The sequence below is a fragment of the Blautia sp. AF19-10LB genome (genome assembly GCF_003461245.1).
Taxonomy (GTDB): Bacteria; Bacillota; Clostridia; order Lachnospirales; family Lachnospiraceae; genus Blautia_A; species Blautia_A intestinihominis.
This window is the reverse complement of record NZ_QTWS01000036.1, coordinates 20,375-34,216: the sequence shown is the minus strand read 5'-3', so window position 1 is coordinate 34,216 and position 13,842 is coordinate 20,375. Positions and strand designations below refer to the sequence as shown.

The window sequence follows — 13,842 nt, the reverse complement described above, 5'->3', positions numbered from 1 at the left end:
TTTTTTCTCAACCTTCTTTCTCGGAATTCCCTATATTTGAATTATACAAGAAGCTCCTTTCTTTATCTTACAAGCACATTATAATATCAGAAGACGTATATTACTTGCCAAATGGGAAGAAAAAGTAGACAAAACTTGCAGGAGATTAATTGGAATGTACTGGTAAGAGCATCACAGACATTTGCCTGGATGCAGGAGTTGAGAGCCAAAGGACATTTAACAGGGGATTTCGTGAAAGATATAAAGTGACGTCAAGGGAATACCGGAATCTTTATCATGAACAATATATAAGTCAGACCCGGGATGAAATATCTGGAATGGAGAAATAGGATGGCATTTATAATCTGTATAGCAGCACTCATAATCATGATGTTTGTATTTACCAAAATGTTGTTAAGTTTTGGCAATAACAGCAGTGCGGCAGTTGAATCTGTTGATGCGACTGTAGTTGAAAAGAAGCAAGGAATCTATACCCATATGCAGTCTGAATCACATGTACCTTGGTTTTGCGTTGTATTTGAGATGACAGATGGAAGTTTGATGGAATTTCAAATGCAACAGGGAGATTTTCGTGAATTGGAAAAAGGCGATCGAGGTATGCTGACTTATCAGGGAAATCGGTATATATGTTACCAAAAATATAAATTTAAAAGTGAAGCACAGGAGGAAGAAAAATGTTAAAAAGCACCAATTGAGCAGCACGTGGCACTTCCGGGATTTGAAGATGTAGAGGCTGGAATTGTAAAATGGCCATTATCTGTGCTTCGTATTCGCCATAAAGATTCTAACCGTTTGGTAGATCTGGCAACACATGTGCTGGAAGTATGGAGAGGCTATACCGATGAAGAAGCATTTATTTATACTGAGACCAATGGAGAACCACATAATACAATTACACCAATTGCACGTAAAGTAGGTGATACCTACGAACTGGATCTGACATTAAGGAACAACATCACAACAGAAGAACATCCGCTGGGTGTGTATCATCCGCATGCAGAATATCATCATATTAAAAAAGAGAATATCGGCCTGATCGAAGTTATGGGTCTTGCCGTTCTTCCGGCCAGATTAAAAGGAGAGATGGAACTTTTGGAAGAGTATATTCTTGAAGGCAAAGATATTTCTTCAAATGAGCAGATTGCGAAACATGCAGAGTGGGTTAAGAAGTTCCTTCCGAAATATTCGGAAATCACAAAAGAAAACATCCATGGCATTCTTCAGAAAGAGATTGGAATCGTATTTACCCATGTTCTGGAAGATGCAGGAGTATACAAATGTACGACCGAGGGAAGAGAAGCATTCATGCGTTTTCTTGAAACATTATAAAAATTGAAATAAAAGGATTCTTTGGGAAATGGGAGGTAAGTGAAACCTCCCATTTTTTTAGGGCAGCTACTCTTAAGAAGCATGGATCGGGCAGTTGCATTATACGAAAGTATGGAATTGTGGGGATTCCATGGGGAATTTTATTATGCAGAGAAAGAATATAACAAACTTGCCATATCAGTAAAGGAGAACAGGTGGGTCTGATCGGAGCCAATGGTGCAGGGAATTCTACGCTAATGAAGGCAATGCTGGGACTGATCCCTGCAAAGGGAAAGATCATTGCAACCCATGATCTGGATCTGGTACTGGAAACCTGTGACCGGGTATTGGTTTTAAACCAAGGGAAATTGGTAGCGGATGGATCTGCGCGGGACATTTTATGGAACCGGAAACTCTTGGAAAAATACAACTTAGAGTTGCCGTTTTGCTTGGCAGGAGTTCCTGAACGTTTCTCAGAAAAAGTGCTTGAAGTGTCCGAAAGTACTCCAAAAGTGCAAAATGTGAGATAAATGATGATGCGGTGTTTCTATCCGTAAAAGAGCAGAGGGAAAATGTTTTGTAGAAATCAGCTTACTGTTTGTAAAAGAAAATGTTTTTTCCGGCAGCCTTGGTTATTTTTTATTAAATCGGAGATATTAAAATCAGACGATTTAAAAAATCTGTCTGAATGCTGTTTATCGTTAAAAACAGGGGGCATGGATGGGAAAAAGAAAAGAGATAACCGGTAAGGATAATGGAAAGCAAAAAATGTGGATAATGATCACTGTCATCATAGTGTTCTTTGCTATGGCTGGCTATGCAGGAATGTCTTATTACTATTCAGACAGATTTTTTCGGGGAACAACGATCAATGGAATTAACTGTTCTGGAAAAACATCGGAAGAGGCAGAACAGGCGGTTGCAAAAAAAGCAGAGGATTATCTGCTGGAAGTAAAGGCAAGAAATCTGAAATCACAGAGTATCAATGGAAAATTGATCGGATATCGTTATGTTTCGGATGGCAGTATTTCCCAATATCTGGATGAACAAAAACCATATAAATGGGTTCAGGGATTTTGGAAAAAGCAAAATTATACAGCCAAGGAAAATATGACCTATGATAAAGTGAAGTTAAAAGAACAGCTGGAAAAACTGGAATGTGTAAAAAAAGAGAATCAGACAGCACCGGAAGATGCTTATGTAGCTTATAAAGATTCGAAGTTTGAAATCGTACCGGAAACAGAAGGGAATACCCTGGATTTCAATGGAGCTTATCAGGCACTGTCAGAAGCGGTTACTGACAAAAAAAGAACCATTGACCTGAATAGCTGTCCGACTGTTTATGTAAAAGCGGCAGTAATGAAAGATGATCCAGATCTTAAAAATTCATTGGAAGAATGCCAAAATCTGATCCGGACCAAAATCGTATATATATTTGGGGAAGAAACGGTAACATTGGAGGGAGACGAGATCAGAAACTGGCTTATTTTTGATGAGAGAGGACGGCTGCAAAAAAATGAGGATGAACTGAGACAGTGTGTGGCAGAATATGTGGCACAGTTGGCTGCCACATATGATACCGTAAATACAGAGAGGGAATTTTGTACAACAAGCGGACGTATTGTTCAGGTGTATAGTTCCGTTTATGGATGGAAGATCGATCAGGAAAAAGAAATAGAAACCATTATGCAGGAAATGATTGCAGGAGTACAGATAAACCGGGAACCGGTATACGCTATGCGGGCAAATGCACGGGGTATGAATGATATAGGCAGCACGTATATTGAAGTGGACCTGTCTGCACAGCATTTATATTACTATCAGGATGGTTCTATCATTTTGGAATCGGATATTGTGTCAGGAGATATGCAGTATGCAGAACGGCAGACACCACCGGGAATTTTTCAACTGTATTACAAGAAAAGTCCATCTGTGCTGAAAGGAAAGATGTTGGAAAATGGGAAATATGAATATGAAAGACCAGTAACTTACTGGATGCCTTTTAATGGGGGGATTGGGTTTCATGATGCTTCATGGCAGCCATACTTTGGAGGAAATCGTTTCCGAGAAGGTGGTGGATCCCATGGATGCATTAATCTTCCGGCGGACAAAGCGGCAGAACTTTATAATAGGATAGACGAAAGTGTGCCGATTGTCTGTTTTTATTAAAAATGGGCAGGATATATAGTTTTATATAGAGGTTTGTTTATAAAATGGAAGATCTTAATTGGTCTTCTGTTTTTTTATAATTATCAGCAATAATTTTATGGAAGAAAAGTGGGTATGTTCCGTCCAGATATGGAAAGAAGTCTTTGACCGTTTTGACCGGGAAGCGAAAAAAATCGAGATAAATGAGATCTATTCGATTGATGAAGATGCAAAGGAAACCTTGCAGGAGAAGATTAAGAGGATGCTGGTTACAGAAGCAAGCCAACAGGAGATGTAGCTGAGCGAAGTGACTTGCCTAAGTAAATTGAAATGGAAATATGGCTGATAGTGTGATATGATTTGAATGGCAAAAGATATTTTAAGGAACAGACATATTAGCGTTAAGTTTGCTAAGGAGAATAATATGGAATGGTTTGGAATTGCAGCATTATTGCTGCTACTTTGTTATTCGGCGTATCCGGGAAAAGTAAAGCGTTTGGAAACGAAAGTAAAACGATTGGAGAAAAAGCAGAGAGGAGTGGCATATATGTCAAAGCTGATTAATGATCTTGTAGGAAAACAATGTATTATCAGATCAGAGTTCATTTTTAGTTTTGCGGGAAAAACTGAATTATCCTGCAAGATAATAGACGCAGATGATGAATGGATAAAAATTTGTTATACAGAGAAAAAAGATAAGCAGGTAGTTAAGCTGATGCGGATTGAAAATATTGAATCAATAGAAGAACAGTAAGTTTTATTTTGGAAATTCAGAGGAGTAAAGAGCATGGATTATAATTTACAAAAAAATCAAAATGCAGAACAGACTTATCATTCTATTCGTAATTCTATTGTGTCTGCACAACATCGTTTAAGCACAGCGGTAAATTCTGCTATGGTAACAACTTATTGGGAAATTGGAGAACAGATTTTTAAAGCATGTGGAGAAAATGATCGCGCAGAATACGGAAAGAAATTATTGGAATATCTTTCTGAGCAGTTGACCGCAGAGTTCGGAAAAGGTTTTGATAAATCGAATCTTCGTAAGATGAGGCAGTTTTATTGTACTTTTCTAATTCGAGACACACTGTGCCCTGAATTGAGCTGGTCACATTATCGTGCCCTGATGCGTATAAATGATGAGAAAACAAGAACAAATGCAATGTAGACTTGGGATATAAAAAACTATACTATAGAAAAGCGTTAGAGGTGGCAACGGGAATGAAAAATAAAATTTTGGTGATAGAAGATGACCGTGCAATTTCAGAATTGCTGTGCATGAACCTGGAGGCAGCAGGGTATGAGACTGTGGCAGCGTATGATGGGGAAGAAGCCCAGAGGCTGCTCTTATGGCAGGAGGACGCGGACCTGGCAGTGGTGGATATCATGCTGCCGGGAAAAGACGGATTTGCACTGATGGAGGATTTTAAAAAGAAGGAGCTTCCGGTGCTCTACCTGACTGCAAAGGATGATGTGGCTTCCAAGGTGAAGGGATTAAAGCTGGGTGCGGAAGATTATATGGTAAAACCTTTTGAGATGCTGGAACTTCTGGTACGCATTGAGAAGGTGCTGGAGAGGACGGGACGGGCCAAGAAAGTCTTAACGGTCCGGAACATCCTGGTGGACATGCAAAGCCATCAGGTCTACAAAGACGGGCTTCCGGTAAGCCTAAAGCCAATGGAATATGACCTCTTTGTGCTACTCCTGCAAAATAAGAACATTGCGCTTGGAAGGGAAGAACTGTTAAAACGGGTCTGGGGAGAAAACTACCTGGGAGAAAGCAGGACGGTGGATGTCCATATCGGACAGCTCAGAAAAAAGCTGGAACTTTATGATGAGATCAGGACGATCCCGAAACTTGGATACCGTCTGGAGGAATAAGGATGAAGCTGTGGAAACGAACGGTACTTCTTATGCTGGTAACGCTATTATGTGCCCTGATCCCAGTGGGAACGCTAAGTCTTTATATCACAGGAAAACGAAGCCTCAATAATGCTGCAGAGACCTACGGAAGACAGCTGGAAAATGGCAAGATACTCCTGGAACAATTTTGGGATAACAGCAAATATGAGCAGATGTCCGAGACTGGAAAGCAGGCTTATATGGGCTTTCAGTTCCAGCGATGCTGTGGGGAAGGCATGGCCCTGATCGACCGAAAAAGCAATGCCGTCATTGAAAATCTGACAAATTATAAAGTGGTGGGGCTCGAAAACTTAGGCTTAAAGGATGAAGGAGATCCGTATGCCTACAAGATACAGAAACTGGGACAGAAATACCTCCTTCTCCAGCTGGAATCATTATCCAGACCGGAAGGATACGAAGTCCTCTCTGTCCGGGAAGTCACAGGGCTTTTTGCAGAGCTGAGACAGACCGCTGTCTGGTTTTTGGGAATTTATCTGGCTGTGTTCCTGATCGCCGGCCTTTTTATTTATATGATGATGCGAAGAACTGTGGAACAGATGGAGAAGCTACAGGAAGTGGCAGAGAAACAGGAGCTGCTCATGGGGGCACTTTCCCATGAAATGCGTACCCCGTTAACGTCCATTATCGGGTATTCGGATACCCTGCGCCATGTAAAGCTGAAAGATGAACAGAAAGACCGGGCACTGGAACATATCAACCGGGAGGGAAAACGCCTGGAGGCTCTTTCTGGGAAGATGCTGCAGATGCTGGGGCTTTATCAGAACCATGCCATACAGATGGAAATGACCATGGCAGGTGACCTTTTAAACCATGTCATAGACATGGAAAAAGAACAGGCAGAAAAGAAAGCGGTGCACCTCAAGATGGAATGTGAAGCCTTTTCCATGAAAATGGATCCGGCCTTGATGGAAAGCCTTCTGATAAACCTGATCGACAATGCCCTAAAAGCTACGGATGCCGGTGGAAGCATTTGGGTAAAGGCTTATGAGAAAGCTGGAAAAAAGATCTTTGAGGTGTCGGATACCGGAATGGGGATCCCGGAGGAAGAACTGGGAAAGATCACAGATGCATTTTATATGGTGGACAAATCACGAAGCCGAAAAGAAGGCGGATCCGGACTTGGGCTGGCACTCTGCGTGAAGGTGGCTGAAATCCATGGCGGATGCTTGAAAATCGAAAGCAGACAGAGAGAGGGGACCACGGTAAGAGCCATCTTCTGATTTACAATTTGTTTACATCTTGATGAATACATCGGCAAAGCAATATGGTACTCTTTTCTCATAAGAAGAGGGTACCTTTTTTAATACCGAAAGGAAAGGATGGAAAAAGGATGAAGAAAATAAAAATGTTTATGGGAGCCGTTCTGTGTATGAATCTTTTGACATTATCCGGATGTGACCGTATTGTCCAGTCTGCTGTTGTGGAAGAAAAGGATCAGACAGAACAGAAAAAAGAAGAGAAAAAGGAGACAGTTCAGAAAACCGTTGCCGAACAGGTACAGGCACCGGAAACATACCAGACAACGATCCAGGCAGATCTAAGATCAGCGGACCGGGAGGATAAAGAAACCCCGATGAATTTTACCCTGACAGCGGATGCACCGGTAAAAGTGCCGGATGTAGATGCAATCTGTTTAAAAAAGGTAAAAAGAATGGCGATTTCTGAAGAAGAACAGAATAAAATAAAAGACACGTTCGGAAAAGGACAGTCCATGCAGGAAGAGAAGAATGAGAACGAACAGGCGGGGACATATACAGTAGATGGACTGACCTATCGGTATTCTTATACACAGAGTGAGCAGGTATCGGATGTGGAGGAACTTGGATTTCAGATAGCGAAGTTTAGCTTTGACGATTGTGGGGACATGACCCTGGCATCAAGTGAGAAAAAAGAAAGGGAAGAACGCTTTCAAAATTATATAAAGGCAGGAAGTGGGAAAGTGTCTGAAAAGGAAGCAAAGGAGAAGGTTTCAGGTCTTGTGTCCGGAGACTGGGAGATATTTGAAAGTTCCTCAAAAGCACTTACTGAAGGAAGCACTACCCTAGAAAAAGATGACTTCATTTTTGAACGGATGATAGACGGGGTTCCGGTTAATTATGTGAGGGAAACCTCTCTGCCTGTTAATGAACAGGCTCTTGAATGGGAAAACGAAGATGGAACACTTCATGAAGGACAGTCTGAAGGATGGGAAAATGAAGTATTGACGATGGACTTTTGCAGTGGGACACTTCAGAGTTTTCTGCACCGAAATCCCATAGAAGCCACGAATGCTTCCGATGAGAGGCTGTTCTTACTTCCTTTTGATGAGGTCAAGGATATCTTTGAAAAAACGATCACTTTGCAGGTCATGACAGAAGACAAGTATCGGCTGATCTCTGTTGATGGAGGAAGCCACTACCGTTATCCGTCCATTGATGCACAGAGTGCGGAGATAACCATAACAAAGGTACAACTGGGTTATATGTGCATGCCAGACAGTGAAGGCAGCGATACCGAAGCAGTTCTGATCCCGGTGTGGGATTTTTATGGAACCTGGACATCCAAAGAGCCAGAGTATGAGTACGGAAATGGGGAGGATGGACCGGTCATGGGAGACGTGACGATGGATGCTGCAGGTGTTCCACTCCTTACGATTGATGCACGGGATGGAAGCGTAATACAAAGGATTCAGGCTGGATGGGCGGCTTCTATGGGTTCCAAGGATATAAAATAGAGTGTGAATTTCAATTTCTAATCAATGATGACAGAAAGACCTGGATTTTCAGGTCTTTCTGCTTTACAGGAAAAAGAAAAATACGTTATACTTTTCCTATAGAAAAAGGTTGGAGGAATATGTATGGCAGAAAAAATGGCAGAGCAGATCGCAGAGATTTTAAAAGGACCTAATTTTCAAACGGCAGAGAAAGCACTGACAGATTTCTGCGGACCGATGGATGGGGAATTCAGGAATCTTCTGGTGGATATTATTGTGGAACGATGGATTGATACGCCTAAAGACGTACCGTTTTCCTATGCCCGCAGCATTTGGAATCGGAAAGATATAAATAGAGAAGAGTATCAGGCATTGCTGGAGGAAATCCGAAGCTATCCCATCGCACCGATCAACAAGGCAAAGATATCAGATTTTTTATGGGTTGTGGAAAATGATTTTTCAAATGCTAAAATAGCAGAAACGGCTTATTGCGAACACTTGAAGAACACCGGTGCATTTGCAGATCATATCATGGCTATAAACCGGATCTTGTTTATCTCTAAAAAAATCCGAAGCAAGGAAATCAATGAAGAGGTGCGAAAGAATCTGCTGATAAAAGTATTAGAAGAGTATGATAACAGCAGCCATGCAAAAATTGGATATTTGATAAAAACTGCCATGGAGGAAAAAGTGGATACAGGATATCTGATCCCTTATGTGGAAAATATCTCGAAAACTTACGATGATAATAGCTGCGATGCACTGCTCATTGGTAAGTTTTGTGATCTGTTGGAAGAACTCTATTGCAGAAAAAATAACTGGCAGAAGAAAAAGTGTATTACTGAACCTAAACTGATTGCGATACGAAGACGTAAGATTCAGGCTGTCCGGATGGAGGCTGAATATGCCGGGGCCTCTTCCAAAGGAAATTTAATGAGAAAGATTCACTATTTGAAAGAGGTTATTCAGTTGTTAAAGACCATACAGGGTACGGAAGAAGAAAGAAAGGCACTGTTGCAGGAAATAGCACAGATAGAAGAAGCTTCCCTTTCGGAGATGATGGTATGGAGTGATAAACAGGATGCCAGCGGCATTGTAAAAGAACTGTTCCGCCAACTGGAAGATCTTGATAAAGAAGAGGCATTATGTTATTTTGCTTCATTTCTTCCGATTCCGGTAAGAGAAAAGGTAAAGAATCAAGTATTAAATAGGACTGGGATCCTGAACACGATATTTCCAGCGGCAATCCTTGGAAAAGGAGGAAAATTAATTGCTAAAAGCAGGCCTGTGAAAAAGCCTGATGGAACAATCGATGAAGGTGCGCTTAAGGATAATATGGAGCGGACAGCAGCCATGGAGATGGATTATTTTGCACAGATTCTGGTGAGAAATACGTTTGAATATATTCGTTCCAGATTTGTGATCGAAGAGAGTGATGTAAAAAAGATTGTAGATGTAAGTTGTGCGATTCCGGAGGGGAGAAAAGAATCGTATACCAAGGGTCTCATGTTTGGCTTTTCTGGAGATTTTTTGACGGCGCTAAGTATCCTGATTCCACAGATAGAAAATGCAGTAAGATATCTGGCAGTGGAATGTGGAGAACCTGTTTATAACATGAATGAAGAAGGGATTGAAGAAATAAAATCAATGCACGCTGTCTTAGAATTGGAAGGAGTAAAAGAAAGTCTGGATGAAGACCTTATATTTGCTTTAAATACGATTTTCTGTTCAAAATTTGGATTTAACATGCGCAACAATGTGGCACATGGAATGCTGGATGATCAGGCATTCCAGAGCTTTAAAGCTTTGTATATCTGGTGGTTTGCACTGAAATTTTGCTATCTATTCTGCGGAAAATTACAGGAGGAGAATAGAAGTAAAATAAATAAAAAGCTGAAACAGCTGATGGAGAAGAAAGATAATATGGATGAGAATTAATATAAAATGGTTGGACGGATGGTATGGTTTCCTTAAAAAGTGTTTGGAAGTACCCGGCAAGCATATCGTTTGGATATCAAAACGCACTTTGGGGACGCCCTCAACCCCCGGAATGTGTAGCACTGAGAGTAAATCTATAAATATAATATGAATTATAAAAACACTCCAACTTATTAGTAGTCAGAGTGTTTTTATAAACATATATTTTTATACCTAAAAAATAGAGAGAAAGTATTTTGGTAGTTACGGATTTAAGAAAAACCAAAATTCATGTCCCTGGCATACAATATATCGCTCCAGCCATTCATTAAAAGGAAGGTTAAAACGATTGGTGTCAGGAGCGGGATAACATAAATAATCTTCTCTACCTTCTAATACAGCTTGTAAATCCATGGTTATATCACCTATATCTTGCAGAAAAAGAATGGGAAGATGATATGTGAATTCTGGATCAGATAAAATGGGTGTATTATTCCAAACCTCTTTTTGATTAAGAGCTTCTTTTAAAGAGTAGATGGTACAGCTGACTAGAGAACTACCCTCTTCTCCACAAAAAAGCTCCATTCCATTTGAACAAGATAAAAAGGCTTTATACGAAGCGGGAAGTTTCATGTTGGGAAAATATTTTTCAAATAACTGAAATTCTTCGGAGGATACAGGTGGGTAAAATTTATGAGTTACTTTTATAGGCTCATCACCTAAATGCCATTGATAGACCCAACCATTATTATCCATTTCATATTTTAAATTTTTGAAAATTCTGTGTATTGCATTTACATCTTCCATTATATCTCCTACTAATTTTTAACCAAGAAGTCATTGCCTAATGATGTGACATTCAAAGATAATCTCTCTTTATCATGTAATGAGGAGATTTTTATATCAGATTAATCAATATTTTGATTTGACGCAAAAATGCTAAAATTGACGATTATTATCAATGTAAGCAATAACGTTCACATAAGTATTATTCTTAATTCATTTTTTACGCATAATTGTCCTTCTGAAAAATATTTGGATGTCAATTAGTACTTTGCTCAATAACGGAGAATAATTATAGCACGTTTTACGGTTTTTTCAATGATTTTTTGAGCATTTATAAGGCTATGAAAAAACATAATATTACTAGAAAACAGATACTGTAAGATTTGAGTAATTAGGTAAAAAAGATCGTATTTGGAAAAAATGGTAATGTTGTGCATATTTTCGATTTCTTTTCCTTGAATATAAATATAGTATCTCTATTTTGAAGTTTTCAGTATAAAATCATATAAATATATAATAAAATTTATTTATAAGCCCCCAAAAAGGACAATAAGAATCTTCAGACAGAAATACTACGTAATTGTCGAAAAAAATATTCAAATTGAGTATCTATATTTTTCAGTAAGAAGAGTTCAATAGTAAGTTCAAATATCCTTGCAGATAGCAATATCATCAGAAAAAGTGTATAATTACAAGGAAAGAATTGATGAAAAAATTTATCTATGCAGAAAAATGTTGATGGATTGAGAGGTGATAAATGTGAGAATTGATAAGATTTGTAAAACGTGTGGATTTGACTCCAATGGTGTGTGTGGCATGTATACCACATGCAAGGAAGGCGAAGAGTGCGATGACTGGGAAGCTTCTTTGGAGTATTATACCGAGATTACGAAAAAAGCACCTTGGTATATTAAGAAACCTTATGATCAATGTAAAATAAGTTATGAAAAATTTCTGGATCTTTTACAACAGGATGAACAGGGAGTCGGTGTAGAAATAAATATTTATGATGCGATTGAAAAAGTATATGAATTAAATTCGGTAGAATTAGCAGGGGTGTTAGATGTGTCTATGGGAGTGTTGGGATATGCCAGCACTCAAAGAACGATACCAAAGAGAAAAAGACAATTTTCAAGCAGGCTACATATTCCGGAAAGCTTCTTTGATGAGTTTTTATCTACACAACTGGATGCATTAAAGAAATGTAGAGAAGAATTTCGTGATTGTTATGGGGACGAGCTGATAGAAAAATTTAAGCAAAATGGTTATGCTGCAATGGAAGCAAAGATAGAAAAACAAAATGCAGCCGATAAAATAAGAAATGAAAAGTACAGGGAAGAAAACCAGAACAGATATCAGTATAAGGAGAAGACAAAAATGTACCATGATCTATCTGATGATTACAAATCCAGGGACTATGTGATTGCGATAACCTTAAAAGAAGGCGATTATTATGGAAATATATTCTATGAATACAGCTCTGGAGGATATGGCTTGTCTGTGGACATAATGGAAGATATTTTGCAATTTATTGAAAATCTGGATTGTGAAGAAATCAATGAGTTAAACGAGGAAGGTCTCTTAAATAATAATATAGCCTTGCAAGCAGACATAAATGGCAAGGATATTCATTTTGAACTGAGAAATGATGCAGGAGAAAAGCTCGAAAAGACAATCCCGGAAGATGAATTGCAAAAATACATTGTTGGTTATGAAATGATTCGGTGCGATGGACGTGGAATGAAAAAGGAACGCAGAAAATGTGGTTCCTGCGAAAATTTTACACCGATAGAAGGCTGTGCAAAAGGAAACTGTTCTGTTAGAGGTGATATCATTCAGAGAAGCAGAATTATATGTTCCCATGATTATGTGTTGAAAGCAGATAAAGTATTATGTTAAAATCGTCTCGTACTATCAATGGAAAAGATGATTGTATAGATTTACTATAGGAATTAGAATATATAAATTGTAAGGATATATTGTGTGATATTGCACTTTATATGATAAAAACAAGATAAAAACGCAATGCATATTTTTAAGATATGCTAGAGCTGGTAGGTAGCCCAGCCGTCCTATGTAAATAGGGTAAGTAACCTGCCCCTCCGGGTTGTCCATTCTTTGTTCAATTCATTTTAGGAGGGATTTTTATGGACAAAACAAATGGAAAACTGACGGTATATTTTGAAGAACCATTTTGGGTAGGCGTATTCGAGCGTATTGAGGATGGTAAATTATCTGTAGCGAAGGTAATATTTGGTGCAGAACCAAAAGATTACGAAGTGCAGGAATATATTCAACAATACTATTTCAGTTTGAAATTCAGTCCGGCTGTTGAAACTGTTGTAAAGGATATAAAAAGAAATCCGAAACGGATGCATCGAGAAGTAAAAAAGCAGACAATAAGAACAGGTATTGGCACAAAATCGCAGCAAGCATTGAAATTACAGCAGGAACATAACCAACAGGAGCGTAAAGAGAGAAATCGCAAGAAAAAAGAGGCGAAAGAACAGCGAATGTTTGAATTGAAACAGCAAAAGAAAAGAGAAAAGCATAAGGGGCATTAAAAGCCTCTTGGGCTTTAGCCCAAATCGGAATTGACCGAGCGCATTGGGCGAGAGATACTTCTTGTTTGAATGTTGGAATGATTATAGGTATTTGTTTTCGGTATGAAAATACCGTTTATTTATTCTAGACATAAGATGTCCGGTTGAAAATTAACGGATTCTCGTTTTATGTCGTGGTAATTTTGGTGCATATTGGTAAGTTGTAAGTGGAAGAGAGGTAGAGATATGGATACAAAAAAGATTGGAGCTTTTTTAAAGCAATGTCGTAAAGAAAAGAATCTTACGCAAGAACAGCTTGCCGAGAAGTTTGGGGTATCTGCAAGAACAGTTTCCAGATGGGAAACAGGAGTTTCCCATAGTTAAAGATACCACACCAAATATGATGAACCCACGCTTATACACTACCAGCTATAATAAACCGCAAGGACAGCAATTTGATACTGCTGTCCTTTCTTTTATAAAATTGCAGTACACAGAAAAAAGCTGTAAAATGATAAATATATT

General features: G+C 39.0%; 15 protein-coding genes and 1 pseudogene. 15 read left to right on the top strand and 1 reads right to left on the bottom strand.

The features are described 5' to 3' along the window. The first annotated feature begins 149 nt into the window (after nt 1-149). The 12 genes and pseudogenes from DWX28_RS20635 to DWX28_RS15975 all read left to right on the top strand — a co-directional run bounded on the left by DWX28_RS20635 (nt 150) and on the right by DWX28_RS15975 (nt 10,009). Nucleotides 150-329: an AraC family transcriptional regulator gene (locus DWX28_RS20635; protein WP_243002456.1), complete on the top strand. Its 180-nt coding sequence runs from the start codon at nt 150-152 to the stop codon at nt 327-329. A gap of 1 nt (nt 330) precedes the next feature. Next, the gene (locus DWX28_RS16025) at nt 331-681 is read left to right on the top strand and encodes a DUF2500 domain-containing protein (RefSeq protein WP_158565327.1); all 351 of its coding nucleotides are present in this window, start codon (nt 331-333) and stop codon (nt 679-681) included. Further along, nucleotides 682-1,329, top strand: a pseudogene (locus tag DWX28_RS16020) (UDP-glucose--hexose-1-phosphate uridylyltransferase); the annotation flags it as partial. It lies immediately after the preceding gene. 176 nt (nt 1,330-1,505) lie between these two features. Further along, a complete protein-coding gene (locus tag DWX28_RS16015) occupies nt 1,506-1,838 on the top strand; it encodes an ATP-binding cassette domain-containing protein (RefSeq protein WP_118253818.1) in 333 nt (110 codons plus the stop codon). 190 nt (nt 1,839-2,028) lie between these two features. Then, nucleotides 2,029-3,477, top strand: a complete 1,449-nt coding sequence (locus tag DWX28_RS16010; protein WP_118253814.1) for a L,D-transpeptidase family protein — start codon at nt 2,029-2,031, stop codon at nt 3,475-3,477. Between the two features lie 97 nt (nt 3,478-3,574). Beyond that, entirely contained in the window at nt 3,575-3,754 is a 180-nt protein-coding gene (locus DWX28_RS16005) for a hypothetical protein (protein WP_118253827.1), read from the top strand. A gap of 126 nt (nt 3,755-3,880) precedes the next feature. Then, a complete protein-coding gene (locus tag DWX28_RS16000) occupies nt 3,881-4,210 on the top strand; it encodes a hypothetical protein (protein WP_015525006.1) in 330 nt (109 codons plus the stop codon). A gap of 33 nt (nt 4,211-4,243) precedes the next feature. Beyond that, on the top strand, nt 4,244-4,624 hold the full coding sequence (locus DWX28_RS15995; RefSeq protein WP_243002454.1) for a DUF1016 N-terminal domain-containing protein: 381 nt from the start codon (nt 4,244-4,246) through the stop codon (nt 4,622-4,624). A 53-nt stretch (nt 4,625-4,677) separates the two neighbouring features. Beyond that, nucleotides 4,678-5,337 carry a response regulator transcription factor gene (locus DWX28_RS15990; protein ID WP_015525013.1) on the top strand — a complete coding sequence of 220 codons (660 nt, stop codon included), beginning with the start codon at nt 4,678-4,680 and terminating at the stop codon, nt 5,335-5,337. Between the two features lie 2 nt (nt 5,338-5,339). After that, complete coding sequence (locus tag DWX28_RS15985) at nt 5,340-6,599, top strand: sensor histidine kinase (protein WP_118253810.1); 1,260 nt, start codon at nt 5,340-5,342, stop codon at nt 6,597-6,599. 110 nt (nt 6,600-6,709) lie between these two features. Continuing rightward, entirely contained in the window at nt 6,710-8,092 is a 1,383-nt protein-coding gene (locus DWX28_RS15980) for a DUF6034 family protein (protein ID WP_118253804.1), read from the top strand. A 123-nt stretch (nt 8,093-8,215) separates the two neighbouring features. Next, nucleotides 8,216-10,009 (top strand): DUF4209 domain-containing protein, encoded by a 1,794-nt coding sequence (locus DWX28_RS15975; RefSeq protein WP_118253799.1) that lies wholly within the window; start codon nt 8,216-8,218, stop codon nt 10,007-10,009. Between the two features lie 243 nt (nt 10,010-10,252). Here the strand turns inward: DWX28_RS15975 and DWX28_RS15970 are convergent, their stop codons facing one another. Then, nucleotides 10,253-10,795, bottom strand: coding sequence for an SMI1/KNR4 family protein (locus DWX28_RS15970; RefSeq protein ID WP_118253795.1), 543 nt, complete (start codon nt 10,793-10,795; stop codon nt 10,253-10,255). Nucleotides 10,796-11,533: 738 nt separating this feature from the next. On the opposite strand from DWX28_RS15970, the gene DWX28_RS15965 reads away from it, so the two are divergent. The 3 genes from DWX28_RS15965 (at nt 11,534) to DWX28_RS15955 (ending at nt 13,701) form a co-directional block, all read left to right on the top strand. Continuing rightward, a complete protein-coding gene (locus DWX28_RS15965; protein WP_118253792.1) occupies nt 11,534-12,673 on the top strand; it encodes a hypothetical protein in 1,140 nt (379 codons plus the stop codon). Nucleotides 12,674-12,921: 248 nt separating this feature from the next. Beyond that, nucleotides 12,922-13,338 carry a YjdF family protein gene (locus DWX28_RS15960; RefSeq protein ID WP_118253786.1) on the top strand — a complete coding sequence of 139 codons (417 nt, stop codon included), beginning with the start codon at nt 12,922-12,924 and terminating at the stop codon, nt 13,336-13,338. A 225-nt stretch (nt 13,339-13,563) separates the two neighbouring features. Next, nucleotides 13,564-13,701, top strand: a complete 138-nt coding sequence (locus DWX28_RS15955; protein ID WP_243002453.1) for a helix-turn-helix domain-containing protein — start codon at nt 13,564-13,566, stop codon at nt 13,699-13,701. The last annotated feature ends 141 nt before the right edge of the window (nt 13,702-13,842 follow it).

Coding starts and splice junctions, on each gene's coding strand:
- DWX28_RS15985 (WP_118253810.1), top strand. CDS start 5,340: ATGAAGCTGTGGAAACGAACGGTACTTCTTATGCTGGTAACGCTATTA.
- DWX28_RS15995 (WP_243002454.1), top strand. CDS start 4,244: ATGGATTATAATTTACAAAAAAATCAAAATGCAGAACAGACTTATCAT.
- DWX28_RS15960 (WP_118253786.1), top strand. CDS start 12,922: ATGGACAAAACAAATGGAAAACTGACGGTATATTTTGAAGAACCATTT.
- DWX28_RS16005 (WP_118253827.1), top strand. CDS start 3,575: ATGGAAGAAAAGTGGGTATGTTCCGTCCAGATATGGAAAGAAGTCTTT.
- DWX28_RS15970 (WP_118253795.1), bottom strand. CDS start 10,795: ATGGAAGATGTAAATGCAATACACAGAATTTTCAAAAATTTAAAATAT.
- DWX28_RS16025 (WP_158565327.1), top strand. CDS start 331: ATGGCATTTATAATCTGTATAGCAGCACTCATAATCATGATGTTTGTA.
- DWX28_RS15990 (WP_015525013.1), top strand. CDS start 4,678: ATGAAAAATAAAATTTTGGTGATAGAAGATGACCGTGCAATTTCAGAA.
- DWX28_RS15980 (WP_118253804.1), top strand. CDS start 6,710: ATGAAGAAAATAAAAATGTTTATGGGAGCCGTTCTGTGTATGAATCTT.
- DWX28_RS15955 (WP_243002453.1), top strand. CDS start 13,564: ATGGATACAAAAAAGATTGGAGCTTTTTTAAAGCAATGTCGTAAAGAA.
- DWX28_RS16000 (WP_015525006.1), top strand. CDS start 3,881: ATGGAATGGTTTGGAATTGCAGCATTATTGCTGCTACTTTGTTATTCG.
- DWX28_RS15975 (WP_118253799.1), top strand. CDS start 8,216: ATGGCAGAAAAAATGGCAGAGCAGATCGCAGAGATTTTAAAAGGACCT.
- DWX28_RS16010 (WP_118253814.1), top strand. CDS start 2,029: ATGGGAAAAAGAAAAGAGATAACCGGTAAGGATAATGGAAAGCAAAAA.